At 68.2% G+C, this 19,682-nt stretch carries 21 protein-coding genes and 2 pseudogenes; 9 read left to right on the top strand and 14 right to left on the bottom strand.

The annotated features are described in order from the left end of the window. Nucleotides 1-47 precede the first annotated feature (47 nt). The 3 genes from AC07NN_RS16750 (at nt 48) to AC07NN_RS16740 (ending at nt 1,304) form a co-directional block, all read left to right on the top strand. On the top strand, nt 48-389 hold the full coding sequence (locus tag AC07NN_RS16750; protein ID WP_494643233.1) for a hypothetical protein: 342 nt from the start codon (nt 48-50) through the stop codon (nt 387-389). Nucleotides 390-469: 80 nt separating this feature from the next. Next, on the top strand, nt 470-832 hold the full coding sequence (locus tag AC07NN_RS16745; protein WP_494644016.1) for an ArsR/SmtB family transcription factor: 363 nt from the start codon (nt 470-472) through the stop codon (nt 830-832). Further along, entirely contained in the window at nt 813-1,304 is a 492-nt protein-coding gene (locus AC07NN_RS16740; RefSeq protein ID WP_494643229.1) for an SRPBCC domain-containing protein, read from the top strand. Before AC07NN_RS16745 ends, AC07NN_RS16740 begins: the two co-directional genes overlap by 20 nt. A gap of 65 nt (nt 1,305-1,369) precedes the next feature. Here AC07NN_RS16740 and AC07NN_RS16735 read toward each other — a convergent pair whose 3' ends face one another. The 6 genes and pseudogenes from AC07NN_RS16735 to AC07NN_RS16710 all read right to left on the bottom strand — a co-directional run bounded on the left by AC07NN_RS16735 (nt 1,370) and on the right by AC07NN_RS16710 (nt 6,598). Then, entirely contained in the window at nt 1,370-2,629 is a 1,260-nt protein-coding gene (locus AC07NN_RS16735) for a patatin-like phospholipase family protein (RefSeq protein ID WP_494643226.1), read from the bottom strand. A gap of 27 nt (nt 2,630-2,656) precedes the next feature. Further along, complete coding sequence (trhA, locus tag AC07NN_RS16730) at nt 2,657-3,340, bottom strand: PAQR family membrane homeostasis protein TrhA (protein WP_494643223.1); 684 nt, start codon at nt 3,338-3,340, stop codon at nt 2,657-2,659. Nucleotides 3,341-3,491: 151 nt separating this feature from the next. Beyond that, complete coding sequence (locus AC07NN_RS16725; protein ID WP_494643218.1) at nt 3,492-4,262, bottom strand: sulfite exporter TauE/SafE family protein; 771 nt, start codon at nt 4,260-4,262, stop codon at nt 3,492-3,494. A 49-nt stretch (nt 4,263-4,311) separates the two neighbouring features. Beyond that, nucleotides 4,312-4,396: pseudogene (locus AC07NN_RS16720) on the bottom strand (hypothetical protein); the annotation flags it as partial. A gap of 10 nt (nt 4,397-4,406) precedes the next feature. Beyond that, nucleotides 4,407-5,420, bottom strand: a complete 1,014-nt coding sequence (locus AC07NN_RS16715) for an aldo/keto reductase (protein WP_494643212.1) — start codon at nt 5,418-5,420, stop codon at nt 4,407-4,409. A gap of 14 nt (nt 5,421-5,434) precedes the next feature. Next, nucleotides 5,435-6,598, bottom strand: coding sequence for an MFS transporter (locus tag AC07NN_RS16710; protein ID WP_494643208.1), 1,164 nt, complete (start codon nt 6,596-6,598; stop codon nt 5,435-5,437). Between the two features lie 99 nt (nt 6,599-6,697). Between AC07NN_RS16710 and AC07NN_RS16705 the strand changes: the two genes are divergently transcribed. Beyond that, on the top strand, nt 6,698-7,645 hold the full coding sequence (locus AC07NN_RS16705; protein WP_494643205.1) for a LysR family transcriptional regulator: 948 nt from the start codon (nt 6,698-6,700) through the stop codon (nt 7,643-7,645). 72 nt (nt 7,646-7,717) lie between these two features. Here the strand turns inward: AC07NN_RS16705 and AC07NN_RS16700 are convergent, their stop codons facing one another. Next, complete coding sequence (locus AC07NN_RS16700; protein WP_494643203.1) at nt 7,718-8,761, bottom strand: aspartate-semialdehyde dehydrogenase; 1,044 nt, start codon at nt 8,759-8,761, stop codon at nt 7,718-7,720. Nucleotides 8,762-8,862: 101 nt separating this feature from the next. After that, nucleotides 8,863-8,940, bottom strand: a complete 78-nt coding sequence (locus tag AC07NN_RS16695; protein WP_492816578.1) for a hypothetical protein — start codon at nt 8,938-8,940, stop codon at nt 8,863-8,865. 168 nt (nt 8,941-9,108) lie between these two features. Here AC07NN_RS16695 and AC07NN_RS16690 point away from each other — a divergent pair, with 168 nt between their 5' ends. After that, nucleotides 9,109-9,762, top strand: coding sequence for a glutathione S-transferase family protein (locus tag AC07NN_RS16690; protein ID WP_494643201.1), 654 nt, complete (start codon nt 9,109-9,111; stop codon nt 9,760-9,762). A gap of 7 nt (nt 9,763-9,769) precedes the next feature. Here AC07NN_RS16690 and AC07NN_RS16685 read toward each other — a convergent pair whose 3' ends face one another. Both AC07NN_RS16685 and AC07NN_RS16680 read right to left on the bottom strand, forming a co-directional pair. Further along, nucleotides 9,770-10,483 (bottom strand): hypothetical protein, encoded by a 714-nt coding sequence (locus tag AC07NN_RS16685; protein WP_494643199.1) that lies wholly within the window; start codon nt 10,481-10,483, stop codon nt 9,770-9,772. A gap of 107 nt (nt 10,484-10,590) precedes the next feature. After that, complete coding sequence (locus AC07NN_RS16680) at nt 10,591-11,259, bottom strand: glutathione S-transferase family protein (protein WP_494643197.1); 669 nt, start codon at nt 11,257-11,259, stop codon at nt 10,591-10,593. Nucleotides 11,260-11,398: 139 nt separating this feature from the next. Between AC07NN_RS16680 and AC07NN_RS16675 the strand changes: the two genes are divergently transcribed. Together AC07NN_RS16675 and AC07NN_RS16670 are read left to right on the top strand one after the other, a co-directional pair. Next, nucleotides 11,399-12,436 carry a ribonucleotide-diphosphate reductase subunit beta gene (locus tag AC07NN_RS16675; protein ID WP_494643194.1) on the top strand — a complete coding sequence of 346 codons (1,038 nt, stop codon included), beginning with the start codon at nt 11,399-11,401 and terminating at the stop codon, nt 12,434-12,436. Between the two features lie 191 nt (nt 12,437-12,627). Beyond that, a complete protein-coding gene (locus AC07NN_RS16670; protein ID WP_494643187.1) occupies nt 12,628-13,500 on the top strand; it encodes a 2-dehydropantoate 2-reductase in 873 nt (290 codons plus the stop codon). A 152-nt stretch (nt 13,501-13,652) separates the two neighbouring features. Here AC07NN_RS16670 and AC07NN_RS16665 read toward each other — a convergent pair whose 3' ends face one another. Beyond that, a complete protein-coding gene (locus tag AC07NN_RS16665) occupies nt 13,653-14,081 on the bottom strand; it encodes a DUF6491 family protein (protein ID WP_494643185.1) in 429 nt (142 codons plus the stop codon). 158 nt (nt 14,082-14,239) lie between these two features. Next, nucleotides 14,240-15,499 (bottom strand): dicarboxylate/amino acid:cation symporter, encoded by a 1,260-nt coding sequence (locus AC07NN_RS16660; RefSeq protein ID WP_494643182.1) that lies wholly within the window; start codon nt 15,497-15,499, stop codon nt 14,240-14,242. Between the two features lie 313 nt (nt 15,500-15,812). Between AC07NN_RS16660 and AC07NN_RS16655 the strand changes: the two genes are divergently transcribed. Beyond that, the gene (locus AC07NN_RS16655; RefSeq protein ID WP_494643180.1) at nt 15,813-17,267 is read left to right on the top strand and encodes an AMP nucleosidase; all 1,455 of its coding nucleotides are present in this window, start codon (nt 15,813-15,815) and stop codon (nt 17,265-17,267) included. After that, nucleotides 17,266-17,395, top strand: a pseudogene (locus AC07NN_RS16650) (hypothetical protein); the annotation flags it as partial. The gene AC07NN_RS16655 and the pseudogene AC07NN_RS16650, both read left to right, overlap by 2 nt. 28 nt (nt 17,396-17,423) lie before the next feature. Here AC07NN_RS16650 and AC07NN_RS16645 read toward each other — a convergent pair. Both AC07NN_RS16645 and nudC read right to left on the bottom strand, forming a co-directional pair. Next, complete coding sequence (locus tag AC07NN_RS16645; protein WP_494643178.1) at nt 17,424-18,662, bottom strand: acetyl-CoA C-acetyltransferase; 1,239 nt, start codon at nt 18,660-18,662, stop codon at nt 17,424-17,426. 63 nt (nt 18,663-18,725) lie between these two features. Continuing rightward, nucleotides 18,726-19,682: an NAD(+) diphosphatase gene (nudC, locus tag AC07NN_RS16640; RefSeq protein WP_494643175.1), complete on the bottom strand. Its 957-nt coding sequence runs from the start codon at nt 19,680-19,682 to the stop codon at nt 18,726-18,728.

Raw genomic sequence — 19,682 nt, 5'->3', positions numbered from 1 at the left:
CTTTCATGCAGCAAGCCGGGGTCTGTCCTTAAGCTGCTAGCGAGATCATGAGCGAGAGCGAGCCCCCGCGCCGCAAGACCCTGAGCCTCAAGAGCGGCGTCGCCGCCCCTGGCGGCCCGCCGCCGCTCGAGCGCATGGTCAAGCCGTCGGCTCGCACCACCGTGTTCACGCCCCAGGCCGCGCCTCCGCCGCCCCCACCGGCGCCGGTCGTGACCGGTGACTGGAAGTGCAAGCCGTGCGGCACGCGCTTCGACCCGCCGACCGACCTGCCCGACGAGGAGTCGGTCCGCTGCCCCTCGTGCAACGCCCGCCTGGGCCTGGCCAGCGACTTCCGCAGCGACCCGCCGAACGTGGCCAAGCTGCGCGCCCGCTGGCTGAAGAAGGCCTAGGGGCCGACCCCGCCCACATCTGAAGTCTGCCTCTTCGCGCCTCTTGCGGCGCGATAAACGACATGCATATACTGAACTCAATGGTTCAGTATTCAACAGCCCGCCTCGACGCCTCCTTCGCCGCGCTGTCGGACGCCACCCGCCGTGGGGTCCTAGAGCAGCTCGAGCGGGGAGACGCGTCGATCACCGAGCTGGCGGACCGCTTCCACATGACCCTGACGGGCATGAAGAAGCACGTCGGCGTCCTGGAGCAGGCCGGGCTGGTCTCGACCGAGAAGATCGGACGGGTGCGGACCTGCCGGTTGGGACAACGCGGTCTCGAAGACGAGATCGCCTGGATCGAAGAACGTCATCGGGTCTGGAGCACGCGCTTCGACGCGCTGGATCAGGTGATCGAAGCCATGAAACGCAGGGAGAAAGCCGATGGGCGAAAGAGTGAGTGACGGCCGCACGACGATCGAACGGACATCCGATCGCGACCTGGTGGTGACACGGATCTTCAATGGTCCCGTCCGCCTGGTGTTCGATGCGTGGACCAAGGCCGAGCTGTTCCAGATCTGGTGGTCGCCGAAGTCGGGCGGCGTGCCCATGCTGTCCTGCGAAATGGATGTCCGCACGGGCGGCGGCTATCGCGTCGTGTTCGGCAAGGACGCGGAAAACGCGATGGCCTTCTACGGCAAGTACCTGGAAGTCACGCCGCTTTCACGTCTGGTCTGGACCAATGATGAAGGCGAAGAGGGGGCCGTCACCACGGTGACCTTCGAGGCGGAAGGCGACGACAAGACGCGTCTGGTCCTTCACGAACGCTATCCCTCGAAGGAAGCGTTCGAGGAGCACGGCGGTGCGGAAGAGGCGCTGCCCGAGCAGTTCGCGCAGCTGGACGAGCTGCTTAAGTCCCTGATCGCGACGGTGTGACGTCCGAGCGCCGAGTCCGCGTCGCCTAGGGCGCGGGCTCGGCCATCTAAGTCTCGCGCCCGTCTTCAGGGCTCCAGCGGGGCCTCGATGCCCACCGGGCCGGGCTCGTCGCGGATGATCACGCCCGTGCCGTGGGTCATCGGGGTCACCGGGACCTGCTTGCGGAAGAGGCCGCGCCAGAGGCTCTGCTCCTCGACCGCGCTGGTCCAGACCGAGCCGTCCATCGCCTGCTGGACGCCGGCGTCGTGGATGCGGCGCATCAGGTCGGTGTCGAACTTCAGAAGGTTCATCCCCTCGAAGCTGTTGGGGATCGAGGCCACGCTGAGCGGCAGGTTGTGGCGCGAACAGAAGCCGGCCGTCAGGCTCAGCGCCTGGCGGTACGAGAAGCGCAGCATGGTGTCGAAGCTGCGGCTCATGATCGAGGCCACGCCCGGCGGGGTCGACTGGCTGGAAGGCTCCAGCACGGTGTTGACGATCACATGCACCCGGCCGCGCCGGAAGCGTGGGCCGAGGTTCCGCCAATGCAGCAGGGCGTCGGGCATCAGGAACAGCGGCGCGGCGACGCCGCCGTCGACGTGCATCTCCTGATAGACGTGGCCGTCGACCTCCACCTCGATCAGCTTGGGCGGGAAGATGCCCGGCACCGAGGACGAGGCGACCAGCAGGGTGCGGAACAGTTTCAACGCGTCCTCGCCGCCGCGCGTGGCGATCTCGCCCATGTCCCAGACGACGGCCCGCTGGCTGTCGAGATTGGTGGTGGCGATCAGCAGGCGGCGGCCCTTGGCGTGCTCGACGGCGATGGCGTCGACCATCTCCTGGTCGACGAAGGTCTCGACCAGGGTGTCCAGCGACTCGCCCTTGAAGATGCTGGGACCCAGGGCCGGGGCCAGGCGGCGCAGGCTGAGCAATTCGGTGGCGTGGCCGCCGGTATAGGCCTCGCTGAGGCGGTCGTCCCAGGCCGAGCCCAGGAAGGCCAGGGGCGCGATCAGGGCGCCGGTGCTGACGCCGGTGACGATGGCGAAGTCGGGCCGGCGGCCGGCCTTGGACAGGCCCACCAGCACGCCCGCGCCGTACGAGCCGCCGGCCGCGCCGCCGGAGAGGGCCAGGATGTTGAACTCGTCGCGACCGATCAGCGAGCGCAGCGGGGCCAGGCGATCGGCCGCCTGCTTCAGCGCGTCGTCGGCCTGGTCGATGGTGAGGCGCACGCCGGGAAAGCCGACCGCCTGCACCTGACGGTCGGCGGGCGGCGTCGGCAGGCGCTTGCCCTTCAGCGGGTCGTTCCAGTCCTTGAGGAAGCCCTGGAGGCTGAACGGGTCCTTGTCCAAGGCGTCCTCTGACTTCGTGCGAACGGTTTAGTGAGAACTGGCCAGCACCACGCCCACCAGCACGGCCGCGTAGTGCAGGCCGGCGCCGCCGATCACGTGGCCGTGCCAGATGGCGCGGCGGAACTTCAGGCGACGCATGAGGTAGAAGATGGTGCCGGTCGAATAGACAAGGCCGCCGATGGCGAGCAGCAGCAGGGCCACCCAAGACAGGCCGTCGATCATCGGCTTGATGGCGACCAGGACGAGCCAGCCGAGGGCCAGGTACAGGCCGACCCAGAAGCGCTTGTCCAGGCCCGGCAGGAACAGCTTGGCCGCGACGCCGATGCCCGCGACGGTCCACACCGCCGTCGTCATGCCGATGGCCCACCAGCCGGTCAGGTTCTGGGTGGTGAAGGGCGTGTACGAGGCGGCGATCATCACGAAGATGCCGGCGTGGTCGAAGCGGCGCAGCAGCGGCCGCCAGCGGGCCTTGGCGAAGTTGTAGGCGGTCGACAGCGACAGCATCAGGATCAGGCCGACGGTGTAGACGCTGATGGCGGCGACCTGATGCAGATCGCCCATGCCGAAGGCCAGGCCCAGCAGGATGCCGCCGCCCAGCAGAGCGCAGGCCAGACCGGCCAAGTGCACCACCAGGTCCGCGCATTTGGCGCCGGCCGTGGGATAGTGCGCCGGCGGCTTGGCGACGACGATCTCGGTCGTGGTGTCAGTCATGGCCCCGTCCCATCGGTGGGAGTACGTGCGAACGCTAGGTTCGTTCCGTGACATATAAGCGTCGATCATCGTGGCCGCGAAAGGGCGCGCGCGACACGATCGATGTGAAAAACGCATGGCGCGCGAGCGGGGCGGCGCGAGGTCGCCGTGTCTAGAAGAACAGCCCACGCGCGCCGTCGAAGGCCAGCTTGCCGCCGACCGCCACCAGCAGCACGTAGATGACCTTGTAGAAGCCCTCGGCCGGCACGCGCCGAACCAGCCAGACCCCGGCCCAGGTCGAGGCGATGGCCAGCGGCAGCAGCACGCCGGCGGTCATCAACACCTTGGGGGTGAACTGGCCCAGCGCGATATAGGCCGGCACCTTCATCCAGTTCACGACGGCGAAGAAGATGGCGCTGGTGCCGATAAAGGTGTCGCGGGCCAGCCGGCGCGGCAGCACGTAGATCTGGAACGGCGGGCCACCGGCGTGGGCGATCTGGCTGGTGAAGCCGGCCGCCGCGCCGCACAGGGCGCCCAGCCAGGGACGACCGGGACCAGCCTCGACCTGCTCGGCGGCCTTGACCGCGCGCTCGGCCCACAGGCGCTGCAGGGCGAAGACCACCGAGATCAGGCCGACGGCCAGCTCGACGGCCGCTTCCTTGACGAAGGCGGCCAGGGCCCAGCCCAGGAAGATGCCGACGGCGGCGGCGGGCAGCATCAGGATCAGCAGGCCCTTGTCCCAGCTCTTCCGGAACGCCCAGACGCTGACCACGTCCTGGACCAGCAGGATCGGCAGGGTGATCGAGGCGGCCATGACCGGCGACACCGCCAGGGCCATCATCGGCACCGCCACCACCCCGATCCCCGCGAACCCGCCCTTGGCCAGGCCCAGCAGGATCACGGCGGGAATCGCCACCGCGTAGAAGAACGGATCGGTCAGCATGGGCGGAGGCATAGGCGGCAAAGCGACGTTTGGCGAGGTCCGTGCGTGATCCTCGCCCTTCGACGAGCTCAGGGTGAGGATCATAGTTCGGGCCGCGCAGTAGAAATCTCATCCTGAGCTTGTCGAAGGACGAGGTTTCGCCCCCTAGACCAGCGGCGGGTTCACCTGCCGGAAGCCGCCCTCGCGCCAGTAGGGGTAGTAGGGATAGGCCGGGGTGACGGCGCTGGCGGCGTCCAGCTTGGCGACCTGCTCAGCGGTGAGCGCCCAGCCGACCGCGCCGAGGTTCTGGCGCAGTTGCGCCTCAGTGCGAGCGCCGATGATGACGCTGGAGACCGTGGGGCGGCGCAGCAGCCAGTTGATGGCGATCTGCGGGACCGTCTTGCCGGTCTCGGCGGCGATCTCGTCGAGGGCGTCGACCACGCGGTAAAGGCGCTCGTCGTCGACCGGCGGGCCGGCGTCGGCGGTCTCGTGCAGGCGGCTGGTTTCCGGCAGCGGCTGGCCGCGACGGATCTTGCCCGTCAGGCGGCCCCAGCCCAGCGGGCTCCAGACCATGGCCCCGACGCCTTGGTCGGCGGCCAGCGGCATCAGCTCCCACTCGTAGTCGCGGCCGACCAGCGAATAGTAGGCCTGGTGGGCGACATAGCGCGGGCGTCCGTCACGATCGGCGGCGGCCAGGGATTTCATCAGCTCCCAGCCGGAGAAGTTCGAGGCGCCGACATAGAGGACCTTGCCCGCGCGGACGAGGTCGTCGAGGGCGGCGAGTGTCTCTTCGACCGGGGTCGTCCCGTCGAAGGCGTGCAGCTGCAGCAGGTCGATGCGGTCGGTCTTCAGGCGCTTCAGGGCCGCCTCGACGCCGGGGATCAGGCGCTGGCGCGAGGCCCCGCCGTTAAGGCCCAGTTTGGTCGAGATCAGCGCCTGGTCGCGGCGGCCTTCCAGGGCCGCGCCGAGGATCTCCTCCGACGCGCCGTTCGAATAGACGTCGGCGGTGTCGAACAGGGTCATGCCGGCTTCAAGGGCGATGTCGACGATGCGACGGGCGCCGGCGATGTCGGTGTCGCCCCAGGCCGAGAACAGCGGGCCCTGGCCGCCGAACGTGCCGGCCCCGAACGAGAGGGCGGGGACCTTCAGGCCGGAGCGGCCCAGCGTGCGGTATTCCATGGCGGTTTTCCTAACTAGGCCAGCGCGGGGGCGCGGCGTTCCAGGCTCAGGCTGAAGAGGGCGAGCAGTAGGGCCGAGGCCGGCACGGCGGCGGCGATCAAGGGCACGGCGCCCAGTCCCGGGCCGTGAGCGATCACCGCCCCGCCCAGCCAGGCGCCGAAGGCGTTGCCGAGGTTGAAGGCGGCGATGTTCAGGCTGGAGGCCAGGCCCTGGCCCGCGCCGCCGGCCTGGCTCAGCACTCGCATCTGCAGCGGCGCGACGGTGGCGAAGGCGGCCGCGCCCAGCAGGAAGGCGGCGATCACCGCCCCGACCTGGCTGTGGAAGGCGAAGGCCGAGCCGCCCATGACCACGGACAGCAGGATCAAGGTCCCGACCAGGGCCGCGTTCAGTCCCTTGTCGGCCCAGCGGCCGCCCACGAGGTTGCCGCCGACCAGGCCCGCGCCGAACACCAGCAGGATCGGCGAGACGGCCTCCTTCGAGAACCCGGCCAGCTCGGTCAGGATCGGCTGGATGTAGGTGAAGACCGCGAACACCCCGCCGAAGCCGAGGACGGTCATCAGCAGGCCCAGCTGCACCTGCGGGCGGGCCAGGACGGCGAACTCCTCCCGCAGCGGCGCGGGCTCGATCTTGTCCTGGGCGCTGGGGACCAGGGCGGCCAGGACCGCGAAGGCCAGCAGGCCGACGCCGGCCACGGCCCAGAACGCCGCGCGCCAACCGAAGGCCAGGCCCAGCCACGCGCCGAACGGCACGCCCAGCAGGGTGGCGATGGTCAGGCCGGTGAACATGATCGAGATGGCCGAGGCCTTGCGCTCGGGCGGGACCAGGGAGACGGCGACCAGGGAGCCGACGCCGAAGAAGGTCCCGTGGGCCAGGGCAGTCACGAGGCGCGCGCCCATCAGGATCGCGTAGCTCGGCGCGACGGCGGCCAGAACGTTGCCCAGGGTGAAGATCGCCATCAGCACCAAGAGGGTGGTCTTCCGAGGCAGGCGGCGGGTCGCCAGGGTCAGGATCGGCGCGCCGACGAAGACGCCCAGCGCATAGCCGGTCATCAGCAGGCCGGCGGCCGGGATCGAGACGCCGAGATCGGCGGAGACCTGGATCAGCAGGCCCATGATGATGAATTCGGTGACGCCGATACCGAAGGCGCCGACAGTCAGGGCATAGAGGGCGAGGGGCATGACAGCCGGCTCCCGTGGTTGTTCGAGCACCCAGATGGCGCCTTTTCGTTCGATGAATTAGATTGCGGGTAGGAACTTCACTTGTGACCTGAGGGCACGATGGCGCGTCAGGAGATCAACCGCTCGGGGGAGATGGAGGTCTTCGCCCGCGTCGTGGAGGAGGGCGGCTTCACCGCCGCCGCCAAGGCGATGTCGATGACCCCGTCGGCGGTCAGCAAGCTGGTGGCGCGGCTGGAGGCCCGCCTGGGCGCGCGCCTGGTCGTCCGCTCGACCCGCAAGCTGCAGCTGACCGCAGAGGGCCTGACCTTCCACGAGCGGGCGCTGCGGGTGCTGGCCGACCTGGACGAGGCCGAGCGCGCCGTGGCGGCCAGCGCCGCGCCCAAGGGGCGGCTGCGGATCAATTCGAACGTGCCGTTCGGCCTGCATCACCTGTTGCCCCTGGTTCCGAGGTTCGCCGCCCTGCATCCCGAGGTGCAGGTCGACGTCACCCTGACGGACCAGGTGATCGATCTCTTGGACGAACGTGCCGAGCTGGCGATCCGCGTCGGGCCGCTGCGGCCCTCGCAATTGGTGGCCCGGAAGCTGGGCGACAGCCGCATGGCGCTGGTGGCCTCGCCCGACTACCTGGCGCGACGCGGGGCGCCGACGCATCCGGATGAGCTGGCGGCGCATGACCTGGTGGTCTTCAACTTCGCCCGCCATTGCGACGAGTGGCCGTTCCTGATCGGCGGGGAGCGGATCTGCTATCCGGCCCACGGCCGCGCCATGGTCGGCGACGGCGAGAGCGCCGCGCGGCTGGCCATGGCCGGGCAGGGGATCACGCGGCTGTCCATGTTCCACATCGCCGACGACATCGCGGCGGGACGGCTGGTTCCGGTGCTGGAGGAGTTCAACTCGCGCGAGATGGAGACGATCAGCGCGGTCTATGTCGGCCACGCCGGACCGCTGCCCGCGCGGGTTCGGGCGTTCATCGACTTCCTGGCGGCGGAGGTCGATGTGGATTGGCCGATGGGGCGGAACCCTCGCCCTTCGACGGGCTCAGGGTGAGGGTCCCTACTGAGGCGGCTTGAACTTTGTCCTCACCCTGAGCTTGTCGAAGGGCGAGGACAACGCACCGCATCAGCCCAGCATCACTTCGGCGATCTGCACCGCGTTCAGCGCGGCGCCCTTGCGCAGGTTGTCGCCGACCACGAACAGGGCCAGGCCGTGCTCGACGGTCGGGTCCGGGCGGATGCGGCCGACGAACACCGGGTCCTGGCCCGTCGCCGCCAGCGGGTTCGGCACGGCTTCCACCACCACGCCCGGCGCGGCGCCCAGCAGTTCGGTCGCTTCAGCCACCGACAGCGGGCGCTCGAACTCGGCGTTGATCGACAGCGAGTGGCCGGTGAACACCGGCACGCGCACGCAGGTGCCCGAGACCGGCAGGCCCGGCAGCTCGAGGATCTTGCGGCTCTCGTCGCGCAGCTTCAGCTCTTCCTCGGTGTAGCCGTCCTCGCCCAGCACGTAGTTCAGCGGCACGACGTTGTAGGCCAGCGGCACGGCCCACTTGCGGGCTTCCGGCAGCGGCGCGGCGCTCGGCGACATCGCCAGGCCGTCCAGGTCGCCCGCCGCGCCCGCGCGCAGCTGCTCGGACAGCACCTGGATGCCCTCGACCCCGCCGCCCGACGCGGCCTGGTAGGTGCTGACGGTCAGGCGCTTCAGGCCCGCCTTCTCGTGCAGGGGCTTCAGCACCGGCATGGCGGCCATGGTGGTGCAGTTGGGGTTGGCGACGATGCCCTTGGGAATGTTGTTCAGCGCGTGCGGATTGACCTCGGCCACCACCAGCGGGACGTCCGGGTCCGAGCGCCAGGCCGACGAGTTGTCGATCACCACGGCCCCGGCCGCGGCGGCCTTGGGGGCCAGCTGGCGCGAGGTGTCGCCGCCGGCCGAGAAGAACACGATGTCCAGGCCCGAGAAGTCGGCGGTCGAGGCGTCCTCGACGACCACTTCGGTCCCCTTGAAGTCGATCTTGCTCCCGGCCGAACGGGCCGAGGCGAACAGGCGCAGCTCGGCGACCGGGAAGTCGCGCTCGGCCAGCAGCTCGCGCATCATGCCGCCGACGAGGCCGGTGGCGCCGACGACGCCGACGCGGGGAGGATTGGATCGGGAAAACTTGAAGCTCATGGGTCGCGTACTCCTGGGTGTGTGGAGCGCGGGGAGCTGTCAGGTCTCGTGAGTGAGAGCCGCCCCGCGCTTTCGGCGGGGCTGGTTCGGGGATGCTGCGTCTAGATCGCGCGCATACCCGCCGCCCCACCGAAGCGGGTCGTTTTGCGGGTAATAATTTTAGTCGCGGCGAATTGCATCGAAGGGGCTTCTAACCAAGAAGCGTCGCCACGTAAAGATGGGGTTGAATTTGCCTCAGCCCCTTTGCCTCAGCCCTGTCGGCTTTCGTCTCGAAAAGATTGCCGGTGGATGTCGGGTCGCGCGTTGGTCGTTCGTCCTCGGGACACGCAAGAGATTGGAGATCTCCCATGAGCCCCACGATCACCGCCTTCAAGGCCTCGCCGGACCGTGGCCGGGGCCTGGCTCGCGACATGCAGGTGCGCTGGGCGCTGGAGGAGCTGGGCGTGGCCTACGACGTCCGCCTGGTCACCTTCCCCGAGATGAAGACGCCCGAGCACATGGCGATCCAGCCGTTCGGCCAGATCCCGACCTATGAGGACGGGGGGCTGGCCCTGTTCGAGAGCGGCGCCATCGTGCTGCACCTGGCCGAGCGCCATGCGGGGCTGCTGCCGGCCGATCCGGACGCCCGGGCCCGCGCCATCGCCTGGATGTTCGCCGCCCACGCCACGATGCAGCCGCCGGTCGTCGAGTTCGGCATGGCCTCGATCTTCGAGCGCGACAAGCCGTGGTTCGCTGATCGCCAGCCGGTCCTGGAGCAGGCTGTGCGGACGCGGCTGGGCCAACTGTCCGACCGCCTGGGCGAGGGGGATTGGCTGGATGGGGATTTCAGCGCCGGGGACCTGCTGATGGTCGGCGTGCTGCGGCGGTTGGGGAGTTCGGGGGTCCTGGCGGACTACCCGAACCTGGCGGCCTATGTGGCGCGGGCCGAAGCGCGGCCGGCGTTCAAGCGGGCTTATGAGGATCAGGCGGCGGTGTTCGTGGCGACTTCGGCGGGTTCCTAGTCGTTCATCAGTTCGGCAGTTGGGGTTTGGGCGTCGGCGCCAGTCCGCTGGCCGTGCGGACATAGTTCACGGTCTCGGCGATGGGGCGTCGCCCCTTGATCTCCGGCCGCTTGATCCAGCCGCGATAGGTCACCGAGAACAGCGCGCCCTTGGCGGTCGGCGGACCGACCTGGCCTTCGTAGTCCCAGACGCCGCAGACCTCGCACGCCCCGGGCTCCAGCGAGCCGCCCACGCGCGCTTCGCCCAGGAGCTTCGGCGCCTGCGGCCCCAGGCGGACGACCCAGGCGGTCGTCGTTCCTTCGCCTTGTCCCATGTAGCCCTTCACCGCGAAGACCATCGGCGATTGGCCGGGCAGTTGCTCGACCCGCACATAATCGGCCGCGTAGCCGCTATCGCCCGTCCACGCGATCTCGTCCCAGCGCTGGATCAGGGTCCAGTTGTCGCCCTGCCTTTGCAGGTACGCGATCGATATCGCGCCGGTGCTGGCGTGGGCGCCCATGGGATCGTCCTCGGCGATGACCAGCGCGTAGCGGTCGCCGCCCAGCGGCGCGAGCAGCCGGGGCGTCAGGGTCAGGGTCGTCTTCCCGCCCTGACGATCGGGACGGACAACAAATCGGGTGTTGGCGTGGAACTCATAGGTCGCGGCAAAGGCCGGACCGATGTCCAGGGTCGCCGCGGCGGGGGCGGCGTGAAGGGCCATGAGGGCGAGAGCCGCGAGCATGGGAAAACAGGTCCCGAAAGAAGCGATCCTAGGTTGAGGAGTGTGATCGCTTCCTGGGCGCCGTCAAGGCGGCCAACATCCCGTTTTCAAAAGATTTTACGGGTGTGTCACGCCTGCTGCCCCAGCCGCTCCCAACCCTCGAAGAACGGGAACCGCTTGGGCCAGAAATCGGCCAGTCTCGGGTCGGCGTCTACGCGGCGGACCACCTCGGTCATCCTTGGCGCTGCGTCGTAGAATCGCACGCGGCGCGGGCCCCAGCGGCTGAGCACCGTGACGTACAGATCCAGCACCGTCAGCTCGTCCCCCAGCAGATACCGCCCGGGCGTGAGCTGGCTCTCCATCATCGCCCAGCAGTCGACGATGCGCTCGGCGGTCGCCGCCTTGATCCGCGCCTGGATCTCCGGATCAGGTCCGCATAGGCGCGAGGGATCGTCCCGCACCCAGAACAGCGAATAGATCGAGGCCGGCAGGAAGGTCATCCAGCGCAGGAACTGGGCGCGGGTCGGGTCGTCGATCGCCGGACCCAACCGCGCCTCCGGATAGCGGTCGGCCAGCCAGATCAGGATGGCGGCGCTTTCGGTGATGGTCTCGCCTTCGGGCGTGACCAGGGCCGGGATCTGGCGCAGCGGATTGACGGTCGCGACCTTGGCCTGTTCGACCTCGCCTTCCCAGGTCGGGGCCTCGACCACCTCATAGGGCAGGCCGATCAAGGACATAGCCGCTTCCACCGGCACGCCGCCCGATCCGAGGGCGCTGAACAGGCGGTAGGCGGTCATGGGTGGCTCCTGGTTATCCACACCCCACTCACAACATCTTGTGGGGGTGCGACGCTGACACCACTAGATGAACCGGAGGGCTTTGGTAGGGTGAAACCATCTTATCGCGCCTCCACGATTCTCGCCTCCAGGGTTCGCCATGTCCGCCAAGCTGATCACCACGCCCGGCCTCCTGACCCCCTCCGGCGCCTACAAGCCGTTCCGCTATCCTTGGGCCTACGACTTCTGGAAGAAGCAGCAGCAGGTCCACTGGATGCCCGAAGAGGTGCCGCTGGGCGAGGACCTGAAGGACTGGGCCGTCAAGCTGAACGACAAGGAACGGAACCTGCTGACGCAGATCTTCCGCTTCTTCACCCAGTCGGACATCGAGGTCGCCGACAACTACATGGAACGCTACGGCCGGGTGTTCAAACCCACCGAAGTGAAGATGATGCTGTCGTCGTTCGCCAATATGGAGACCATCCATATCGCGGCCTACGCGTTGCTGCTTGAGACCATCGGCATGCCGGAAAGCGAGTTCGGCGCGTTCATGGAATACCAGGCCATGCGCGACAAGCACGACTTCATGCAGAAGTTCGGCGTCGAGACCAATGCCGACATCTGCCGGACGCTGGCGATGTTCGGCGGCTTCACCGAAGGCCTGCAGCTGTTCGCCTCGTTCGCGATGCTGATGAACTTCCCGCGCTTCAACAAGATGAAGGGCATGGGCCAGATCGTCTCGTGGTCGATCCGCGACGAGAGCCTGCACTGCGAAGGCATCATCAAGCTGTACCACGCCTTCAACAAGGAGACGGGCGCGGTCACCAAGTCGGTCGCGGACGACATCGTCGACTGCTGCAAGACCGTGGTCGGCATGGAGGACAACTTCATCGACCTGGCCTTCGAGGCCGGCGAGATCCAGGGCATGACCCCGGAAGACATCAAGCAGTACATCCGCTTCATCGCCGACTGGCGCCTGCGCCAGCTGCAGCTGCCGGAAGTGTACGGCATTAAGGAAAACCCGCTGCCCTGGCTGCAGTCGCTGCTGTCGGGCGTCGAGCACGCCAACTTCTTCGAGGCCCGGGCGACCGAGTACTCGAAAGCCGCGACCAAGGGTCAATGGCACGGCGCCGAGGGCGTGTGGTCCAGCTTCGACCAGATGCTGACCAAGCGCGGCGAGAACCTGCCGGCGGAATAGGTTGAAACCCTCTCCCACCGGGAGAGGGCGGGGCCCATCGCAAAGCGATGGGAGGGTGAGGGGTAAGGCGCGGCAGGGTTCGCGCCGCCCCCGATCTCAATGATTTACGGTTTAGATCCCTCACCCTCCCATGCTGCGCATGGGTCCCTCCCTCTCCCGTCGGAGAGGGTGTTTTTGTGCGGAGCTTCAACATGACCAGCATCGCGGTGATCGGCCCGGGGGCCGTGGGTGGAACCGTCGCCGCCTGGTTGGCCCAGAACTCTACGCACGCGGTAACGGTCTGCGTGCGGACGCCGTTCGAAAGCCTGGCCGTCGAGACCCCCAAAGGACCGATCACGGCGACCCCGCGCGTGGCGACCTTGCCGGCGGGTCTGGCGCCCGTCGACTGGGTGCTGGTCGCGACCAAGACCTATGACACCGACGCGACCTGGGCTTGGCTGGACAAGCTGGTCGGGCCGAAGACGCGGGTGGCGATCCTGCGCAACGGCGTCGAGCACACCGCGCCGTTCGAAGGCAAGATCGCCGCCGAGCGGCTGGTCCCGGCGGTGGTCGATATCCCGGCCGAGCGCTCGGCGCCGGGGCGGGTGCTGCAGCGGCGCTATGGCTGGATCAAGGTTCCGGTGGGCGCTGCCGGCGAGGCTTTCGCGGCCCTGTTCGCCCACACGCCGATCCAGCTGGACGTCGTGGCCGATTTCACGACCGAGGCCTGGAAAAAGCTGGCCCTCAACTGCGCCGGCGCGGTCAACGCCCTGACCCTGCAGCCGGCCCGCATCGCCCATGACGAGGGCGCGGCGCAGGTCATGCGGGCCCTGGTGCGCGAGTGCGTGGCGGTGGGACGAGCCGAAGGGGCGGACCTGCCGGACGACATGGCCGACCAGGTGATCGCCGGCTATCGGGGCCAGGCGCCGGACGGGGTGAACTCGCTACACGCCGACCGCGCCGCCGGCCGTCCGATGGAGCTGGACGCCCGCAACGGCGTCATCGTCCGCAAGGGCGCGGCCCACGGGATCGAGACGCCAGCCAATGCGATGGTCGTGGCCCTGCTGAACGCGGCGGCGGGATAGAGCGCTAGGCGGAGGGACCGTCCTCGCCCTTCGACGGGCTCAGGTGACTACGGCATCGGCCTCGAAATTCGAGCCTAAGCGACAAAAGAAAACCTCACCCTGAGCTTGTCGAAGGGCGAGGTTCTCGTTGGTCCGGCCTCTAGGTCAGCCTTTTACGGCTGGTACTTCTTCGGCAGAGCCTTGATCTCTTCCGGCGTCAGCTTGGTGATCGCCTTGGCTCGGATGGGGATGGCGAAGCCAAGGTCGTCCGAGACGCGCAGGTCCAGGTCCAGCGGGTGGCAGATGCTGTCGGAGCCGCGAATGATCGAGACAAGGTGCGTGCCCGGCCAGGTCAGCTGGTTGGAGCCGTAGGCCAGGTCGACGCGATAGACGTCGCGGCCGCGCACCTTCATGTACAGGGTGTCCTTGTCCGGGGCGGTCCAGCCGCGCCAGTCGGACAGGTAGAAGCATTGGCGGGCCGGCTTGGCGGCTTTGGCCGTGTCGTCGCTCGCCGACGGAGCGGCCGAAGCGCTCGACACACCGAGACCCGCGATGGCGAGCCCGATCAGCGCGGCGCGCGCGATGTGGGTGATCTTGCTCATGACGTCGTCCTAATAAGCCCTCGCCTCAAGAGATTGGACCTCTCCCGGGGCTTGTCAAGTTTTTACTGTACATTTGAAACTGTACACGAAAAAGCCCGCCTCCAGGGTTGGAGGCGGGCTCTCGTCCAGCCCTTGCGGGCTAAGGATTTCAGGCCGGATTAGGCCGTGGCGGCTTCCGGCTTCGGCGTCGGCTCGTAGGGATCCAGTTCGCCTTCCCACTTGGCGACCACGGCGGCGGCGACGCTGTTGCCGACGACGTTGGTGGCCGAGCGGCCCATGTCCAGCAGGTGGTCGACGCCGAGGACCAGCGCGATCCAGGCTTCCGGCAGGCCGAAATAGGTCAGGGTGGCCATGATGACGACCAGCGAGGCGCGCGGCACGCCGGCCATGCCCTTGGAGGTGACCATCAGCAGCAGCAGCATCGAGGCCTGCTGCTCGACGGTCAGGTGGACGCCGTGCACCGCCGTGATGAACAGGGTGGCGAACGTGCAGTACATCATCGAGCCGTCGAGATTGAACGAGTAGCCCAGCGGCAGGACGAAGCTGACGATCTTGCGGCGCACGCCCACGGTGGGCAGGCCGTCCAGCAGGCGCGGATAGGCCGCTTCCGAGCTAGCGGTCGAGAAGGCCAGCAGCACCGGGGTGCGGATGAAGCCGAACAGCTGCAGGGCGCGCTTGCCCAGGAAGAACAGCGCGGCCAGGAACAGCAGCAGCCACAGCACGCCCAGGCCGGCATAGAACGAGCCAATGAAGCGGGCGTAGACGCCCAGGATGGCCAGGCCTTCCTTGGCGACCGTGGCGACCAGGGCGCCGAAGATGGCCAGCGGGGCCAGCGACATCACGAAGCCGGTGACCTTCAGCATGATCGAGGCGGCCTGCTCGGTGACCTGCAGGACGGCCGGAGCCTTGTCGTCCAGGGTGGCGACGGCGGTGCCGACGAACACCGAGAACACCACGATCTGCAGGATCTCGTTCTTGGCCATGGCCTCGAACAGCGAGGCCGGGATCAGGTGGTCGATGAAGCTCTTCACCGTGAAGGCGCCTTCGGCCGACGGCGGGGTCCCAGCTTCGGCGACTTCCTTCAGCACCACGCCGTGGGCGGGGTCCAGCAGGTGGAACATGCCGATGCCGATCAGCAGCGACAGCACCGAGGCGACCAGGAACCAGCCGATGGCCTTGACGCCAACGCGCCCGACGGCGGCGGCGTCTTCCATGTGGGCGATGCCGGCCACCAGGGTGGTGAAGACCAGCGGCGCGATGATCATCTTGATCAGGCGCAGGAAGATGTAGGGCAGCAGCGAGGCCAGCTCGGCGGCCTTCTTGGCGCCGGCGGGGTCGAGGAACTGGTTACAGCCCCAGCCGACCACCACGCCCAGCACCATGGCCGCGACGATGAAAATGGCGAAACGTTTGTTCATGGATCCCCCTGGCGCCAACTCGGGCGTCGACGGTCTTTGTTCTGGTTCTTCGAAGATACGATGGAATGACGCGCGAGAACGCCCGCGCCGCCATCCGCTCGTTCCTTGAGCATTTCAGCCCTTGTGGCCGACGAACGCGGGTTCGTCCATGCCCTTACGATGGTCTGGGGCGGTTGATGGGCGTCAAGCCGAAGAAACGGACATAGATTCTCGCGTAAGGACCGACCGTCGTTGCGTCGCTGTAAGTAAGAAAATTATTCATTGAGGCGGGCGGGTGTCTCGCCAAGGTCGCAAAACGTCGCTATAAGAGCCCATGTCAAACCAAGAAAAAGCAATCGCCGTCGTCGAACGGCTCAATGACGAATACGAACGCGCCGTCGACGCTCTCCGGACCGCCCTGCGCGCCTATCTCGAACATGGAACCCGCCCGGACCCGCAGACGCGGTTCGATGGCACGTTCGCCTATCCCGAGCTGCGCCTGACCTACGACCCGGAGGCCCTGCCGCCCAAGCTGGCCCGTTCGTACGCCCGCGTCAGCCGTCCTGGCGTCTACGCCACCACGATCACCAAGCCGGCCCAGTTCCGCGACTATCTGGTCGAGCAGCTGACCCTGCTGATGGACGACTTCGAAGTCGAGATCGAGGTCGAGAGCTCGCGCCAGGAAATCCCCTATCCCTACGTGCTGGACGCCACCATCGACCTGAACCAGGCCGATGTCCGCTCAGAGGACATCGCCCGCTTCTTCCCGACCACGGACCTGGCCTTCATCGGCGACGAGATCGCCGACGGCGTCTGGAACCCGGCGCTGGAGGAGACCCGTCCGCTGTCGCTGTTCGACGGCCTGCGCACCGACTTCTCGCTGGCCCGCCTCAAGCACTACACCGGCACGCCGGCCGAGGACGTGCAGCAGTTCATCCTGTTCACGAACTACAACCGCTATGTCGACGAGTTCGTCCGCTGGAGCATCGAGCAGCTGCAGCAGCCCGACAGCCCCTACACGGCCCTGTCGTGCGCGGGCGGCCTGACCATCACCGCCAACACGGCCAATCCCGAGCTGGCGGTGGCGGAGTCGACCTGGCGCAAGCACCAGATGCCGGCCTACCACCTGATGGCGCCGGGCGGCTCGGGCGTGACCCTGCTGAACATCGGCGTCGGCCCGTCCAACGCCAAGACGATCTGCGACCACCTGGCCGTGCTGCGCCCGCAGGCCTGGCTGATGATCGGTCACTGCGGCGGCCTGCGCGACACCCAGACCATCGGCGACTACGTCCTGGCGCACGCCTATCTGCGTGACGACCACGTGCTGGACGCCGTGCTGCCGCCGGAGATCCCGGTGCCCTCGATCGCCGAGGTCCAGCGCGCTCTCTACGACGCCTCCAAGGCGATCAGCGGCGACAGCGGCGATCAGCTGAAGAAGCGCCTGCGCACCGGCACCGTGGTCACCACCGACGACCGCAACTGGGAACTGCGCCACAGCCTCTCGGCCCTGCGCTTCAACCAGAGCCGGGCCGTGGCCATCGACATGGAAAGCGCGACTATCGCGGCCCAGGGCTATCGCTTCCGGGTGCCGTACGGGACGCTGCTGTGCGTGTCCGACAAGCCGCTGCACGGCGAGATCAAGCTGCCCGGCCAGGCGAATGCGTTCTACGAGCGGGCGATCAGCCAGCACCTGCAGATCGGCATCATGACCTGCAAGCTGCTGCACGCAGAAGGCCCGAACCTGCACTCGCGCAAGCTCCGGGCGTTCGACGAGCCGCCGTTCCGGTAAGGCTGTAGAACGCCCCCTCCGTCACGATGCGTATCCGCATCGCGCCACCTCCCCCGTTTCACGGGGCAGGAGGACGCAGCTGATCTTCTCCTGCCCCGCTTGCGGGGGAGGTGGATCGGCGCCGATAGGCGACGAGACGGAGGGGGCGCTTGCCCTTTAAATCCGCTCCACGATGATCGCCGGCGCCATCCCGCCCGCGGCGCACATCGTCACCAGCCCGCGCTTCAGGTCCCGCCGCTCCAGCTCGTCCAGGATCGTGCCGATCAGGATCGAGCCCGTCGCGCCGATGGGATGCCCCAGCGCCATCGCTCCGCCGTTCACATTGACCTTGTCGCGGTCCAGCTTCAGATCGCGGATGAACTTCTCGGCCACGACCGCGAAGGCCTCGTTGATTTCCCACAGGTCGATGTCGTCCGGCGTCAGCCCGGCCTTGGCCAGCGCCTTGCGGGCCGCCGGGACCGGGGCGTTCAGCATCAGGGTCGGGCTGTCGCCGACATTGGCCATGGCCAGCACCCGGGCGCGGGGCTTGAGGCCGTTCCTGCGCGCATAGTCCGGCGAGGCCAGCAGCACCGCCGCCGCGCCATCCACCACGCCCGACGAATTGCCGGCGTGGTGCATGTGCTCGATCTTCAGGTCCGGATAGACCTGCCGGATCAGGCCGGCATAGGTGTTCCCGGCCTCATCGACCGGGATCTCGGCCAGGGCGGCGAACGAGGCTTTCAGGCTGGCGAGCCCTTCGGCGGTGGTCTGCGGCCGCGGGAACTCCTCGTGCGCCAGGGCCACCGAGCCGTCGTCGCGCAAGACGGGGATCAGGCTGCGATCGAAGTGACCGCCCTTGATCGCGAGATCGGCGCGGCGCTGGCTTTCCAGGGCCAGGGCGTCGACATCGGCGCGGGTGATGCCTTCCAGCGTGGCGATGGCGTCGGCGCAGACGCCCTGGTGCGACTGCGGATGGCGGGCGCGCAGGCGCAGGTTGCCGCTGTCCAGCATCGGCGGCGAGGTCAGGTTCGCGGTGGCCGAGGTGTAGGACATCATCTCGGTCCCGCCGGCGATGACCAGGTCCTCCATGCCCGACATGATCGTGGCGGCGGCCAGGTTCACCGTGGTGATGCCCGAACCGCAGAAGCGGTCCAGGGTCACGCCGCTGGCGCGGGTGTCGTAGCCCGCGTCGAGGGCGGCCATGCGGCCCAGGTCCCCGGCCTGCGCCCCGCGCTGGCTGGAGGTGCCCCAGATGATGTCGTCGACCTCGGCGGTGTTCAGCGCATTGCGCTCGGCCAGGGCCTTCAGGACCGTAGCGGCCAGGTGCTGCGGGTGGAAGTCGGCCAGGGCCCCCTTGCCAACCTTGCCGATGCCGCGCGGCGTGCGGCAGGCGTCAATGATCCAGGCTTCGCCCATGCGTGTTCCTCCTCTTGTCGGGAGGAGTGAACCGAGGGCGCCGCTACGGGAGTCCAGAGGCTTTTACGCTTCCTCGGCCCAGGCCTTGATCAGTTGGTGGGCGATGGCCAGGGGCGGTGGGGCGAAGGTCCCCTCCAGCTCGCCCTTGATCAGCTGGGCGGCTTCTTCCTTGCTGAACCAGCGGACCTCTTCCAGCTCGGTCTGGTCCGGCGCGGCGTCGGCGCTGTCGACCTCGGCGATCAGGCCCATCATCAGCGAGCCGGGCCACGGCCAGGGCTGGCTGGAGTGGTAGCGGACGGCGGTCGCCTTCAGGCCCGCTTCCTCGTGCAGCTCGCGGGCGCAGGCTTCCTCGATGGTCTCGCCGGGCTCGACGAAGCCGGCCAGGGCCGAGAACATGCCGGCAGGCCAGGCCGCCTGGCGGCCCAGCAGGCACTTGCCATCGTGGATGGCCAGCATGATCGCCACCGGGTCGGTGCGCGGGAAGTGCTCGGCCTCGCAGGCGGGGCAGACGCGCTTCCAGCCGCCGTCGCTGATCTCGGTCTTCTGGCCGCAGGCGGCGCACCAGCGGTGGCGGCGACGCCATTCGAACATCGACTTGGCGGTGGCCAGGATGCCCGCGTCGGCCGGCGGCAGGGTCGCGGCGGCGGCGCGCAGGTCCTCGAACCGGCCCAGACCCTGCAGCGGCCCCTCGGCCGGATCGGCGGCGCCCTCGATGTCGACCGCGAAGACCGCGATGTCCTTCCAGAGGCCCATATAGAGCAGCTTCTCGCTCCCGCCGGCCAGGTCCTGGGCCATGTCGGCGCGGAGGTAGGCGATCTGGACGCCGCCCCTTCCATCTTGGGCAGGCTTGCCGTCGTCGCCCAGAACGTCCTCGACCAGCGGCTTGCCGTTCCACAGCGCCACGGCCAGGGATTCGGCGTCGGCCAGCTTTTCGGCGATGAAAGCCTCGTCGCCGCGACGCTCGCTGTCGCGGTTCAACGGGTTGCCGGCGAAGGTGTTGGTGATGATCAAGAGAGGCAT

The organism is Caulobacter sp. GW821-FHT09H08 (assembly GCF_059415885.1).
The sequence above is the reverse complement of the archived record's forward strand: the minus strand, read 5'-3'. Positions and strand labels throughout refer to the sequence as shown.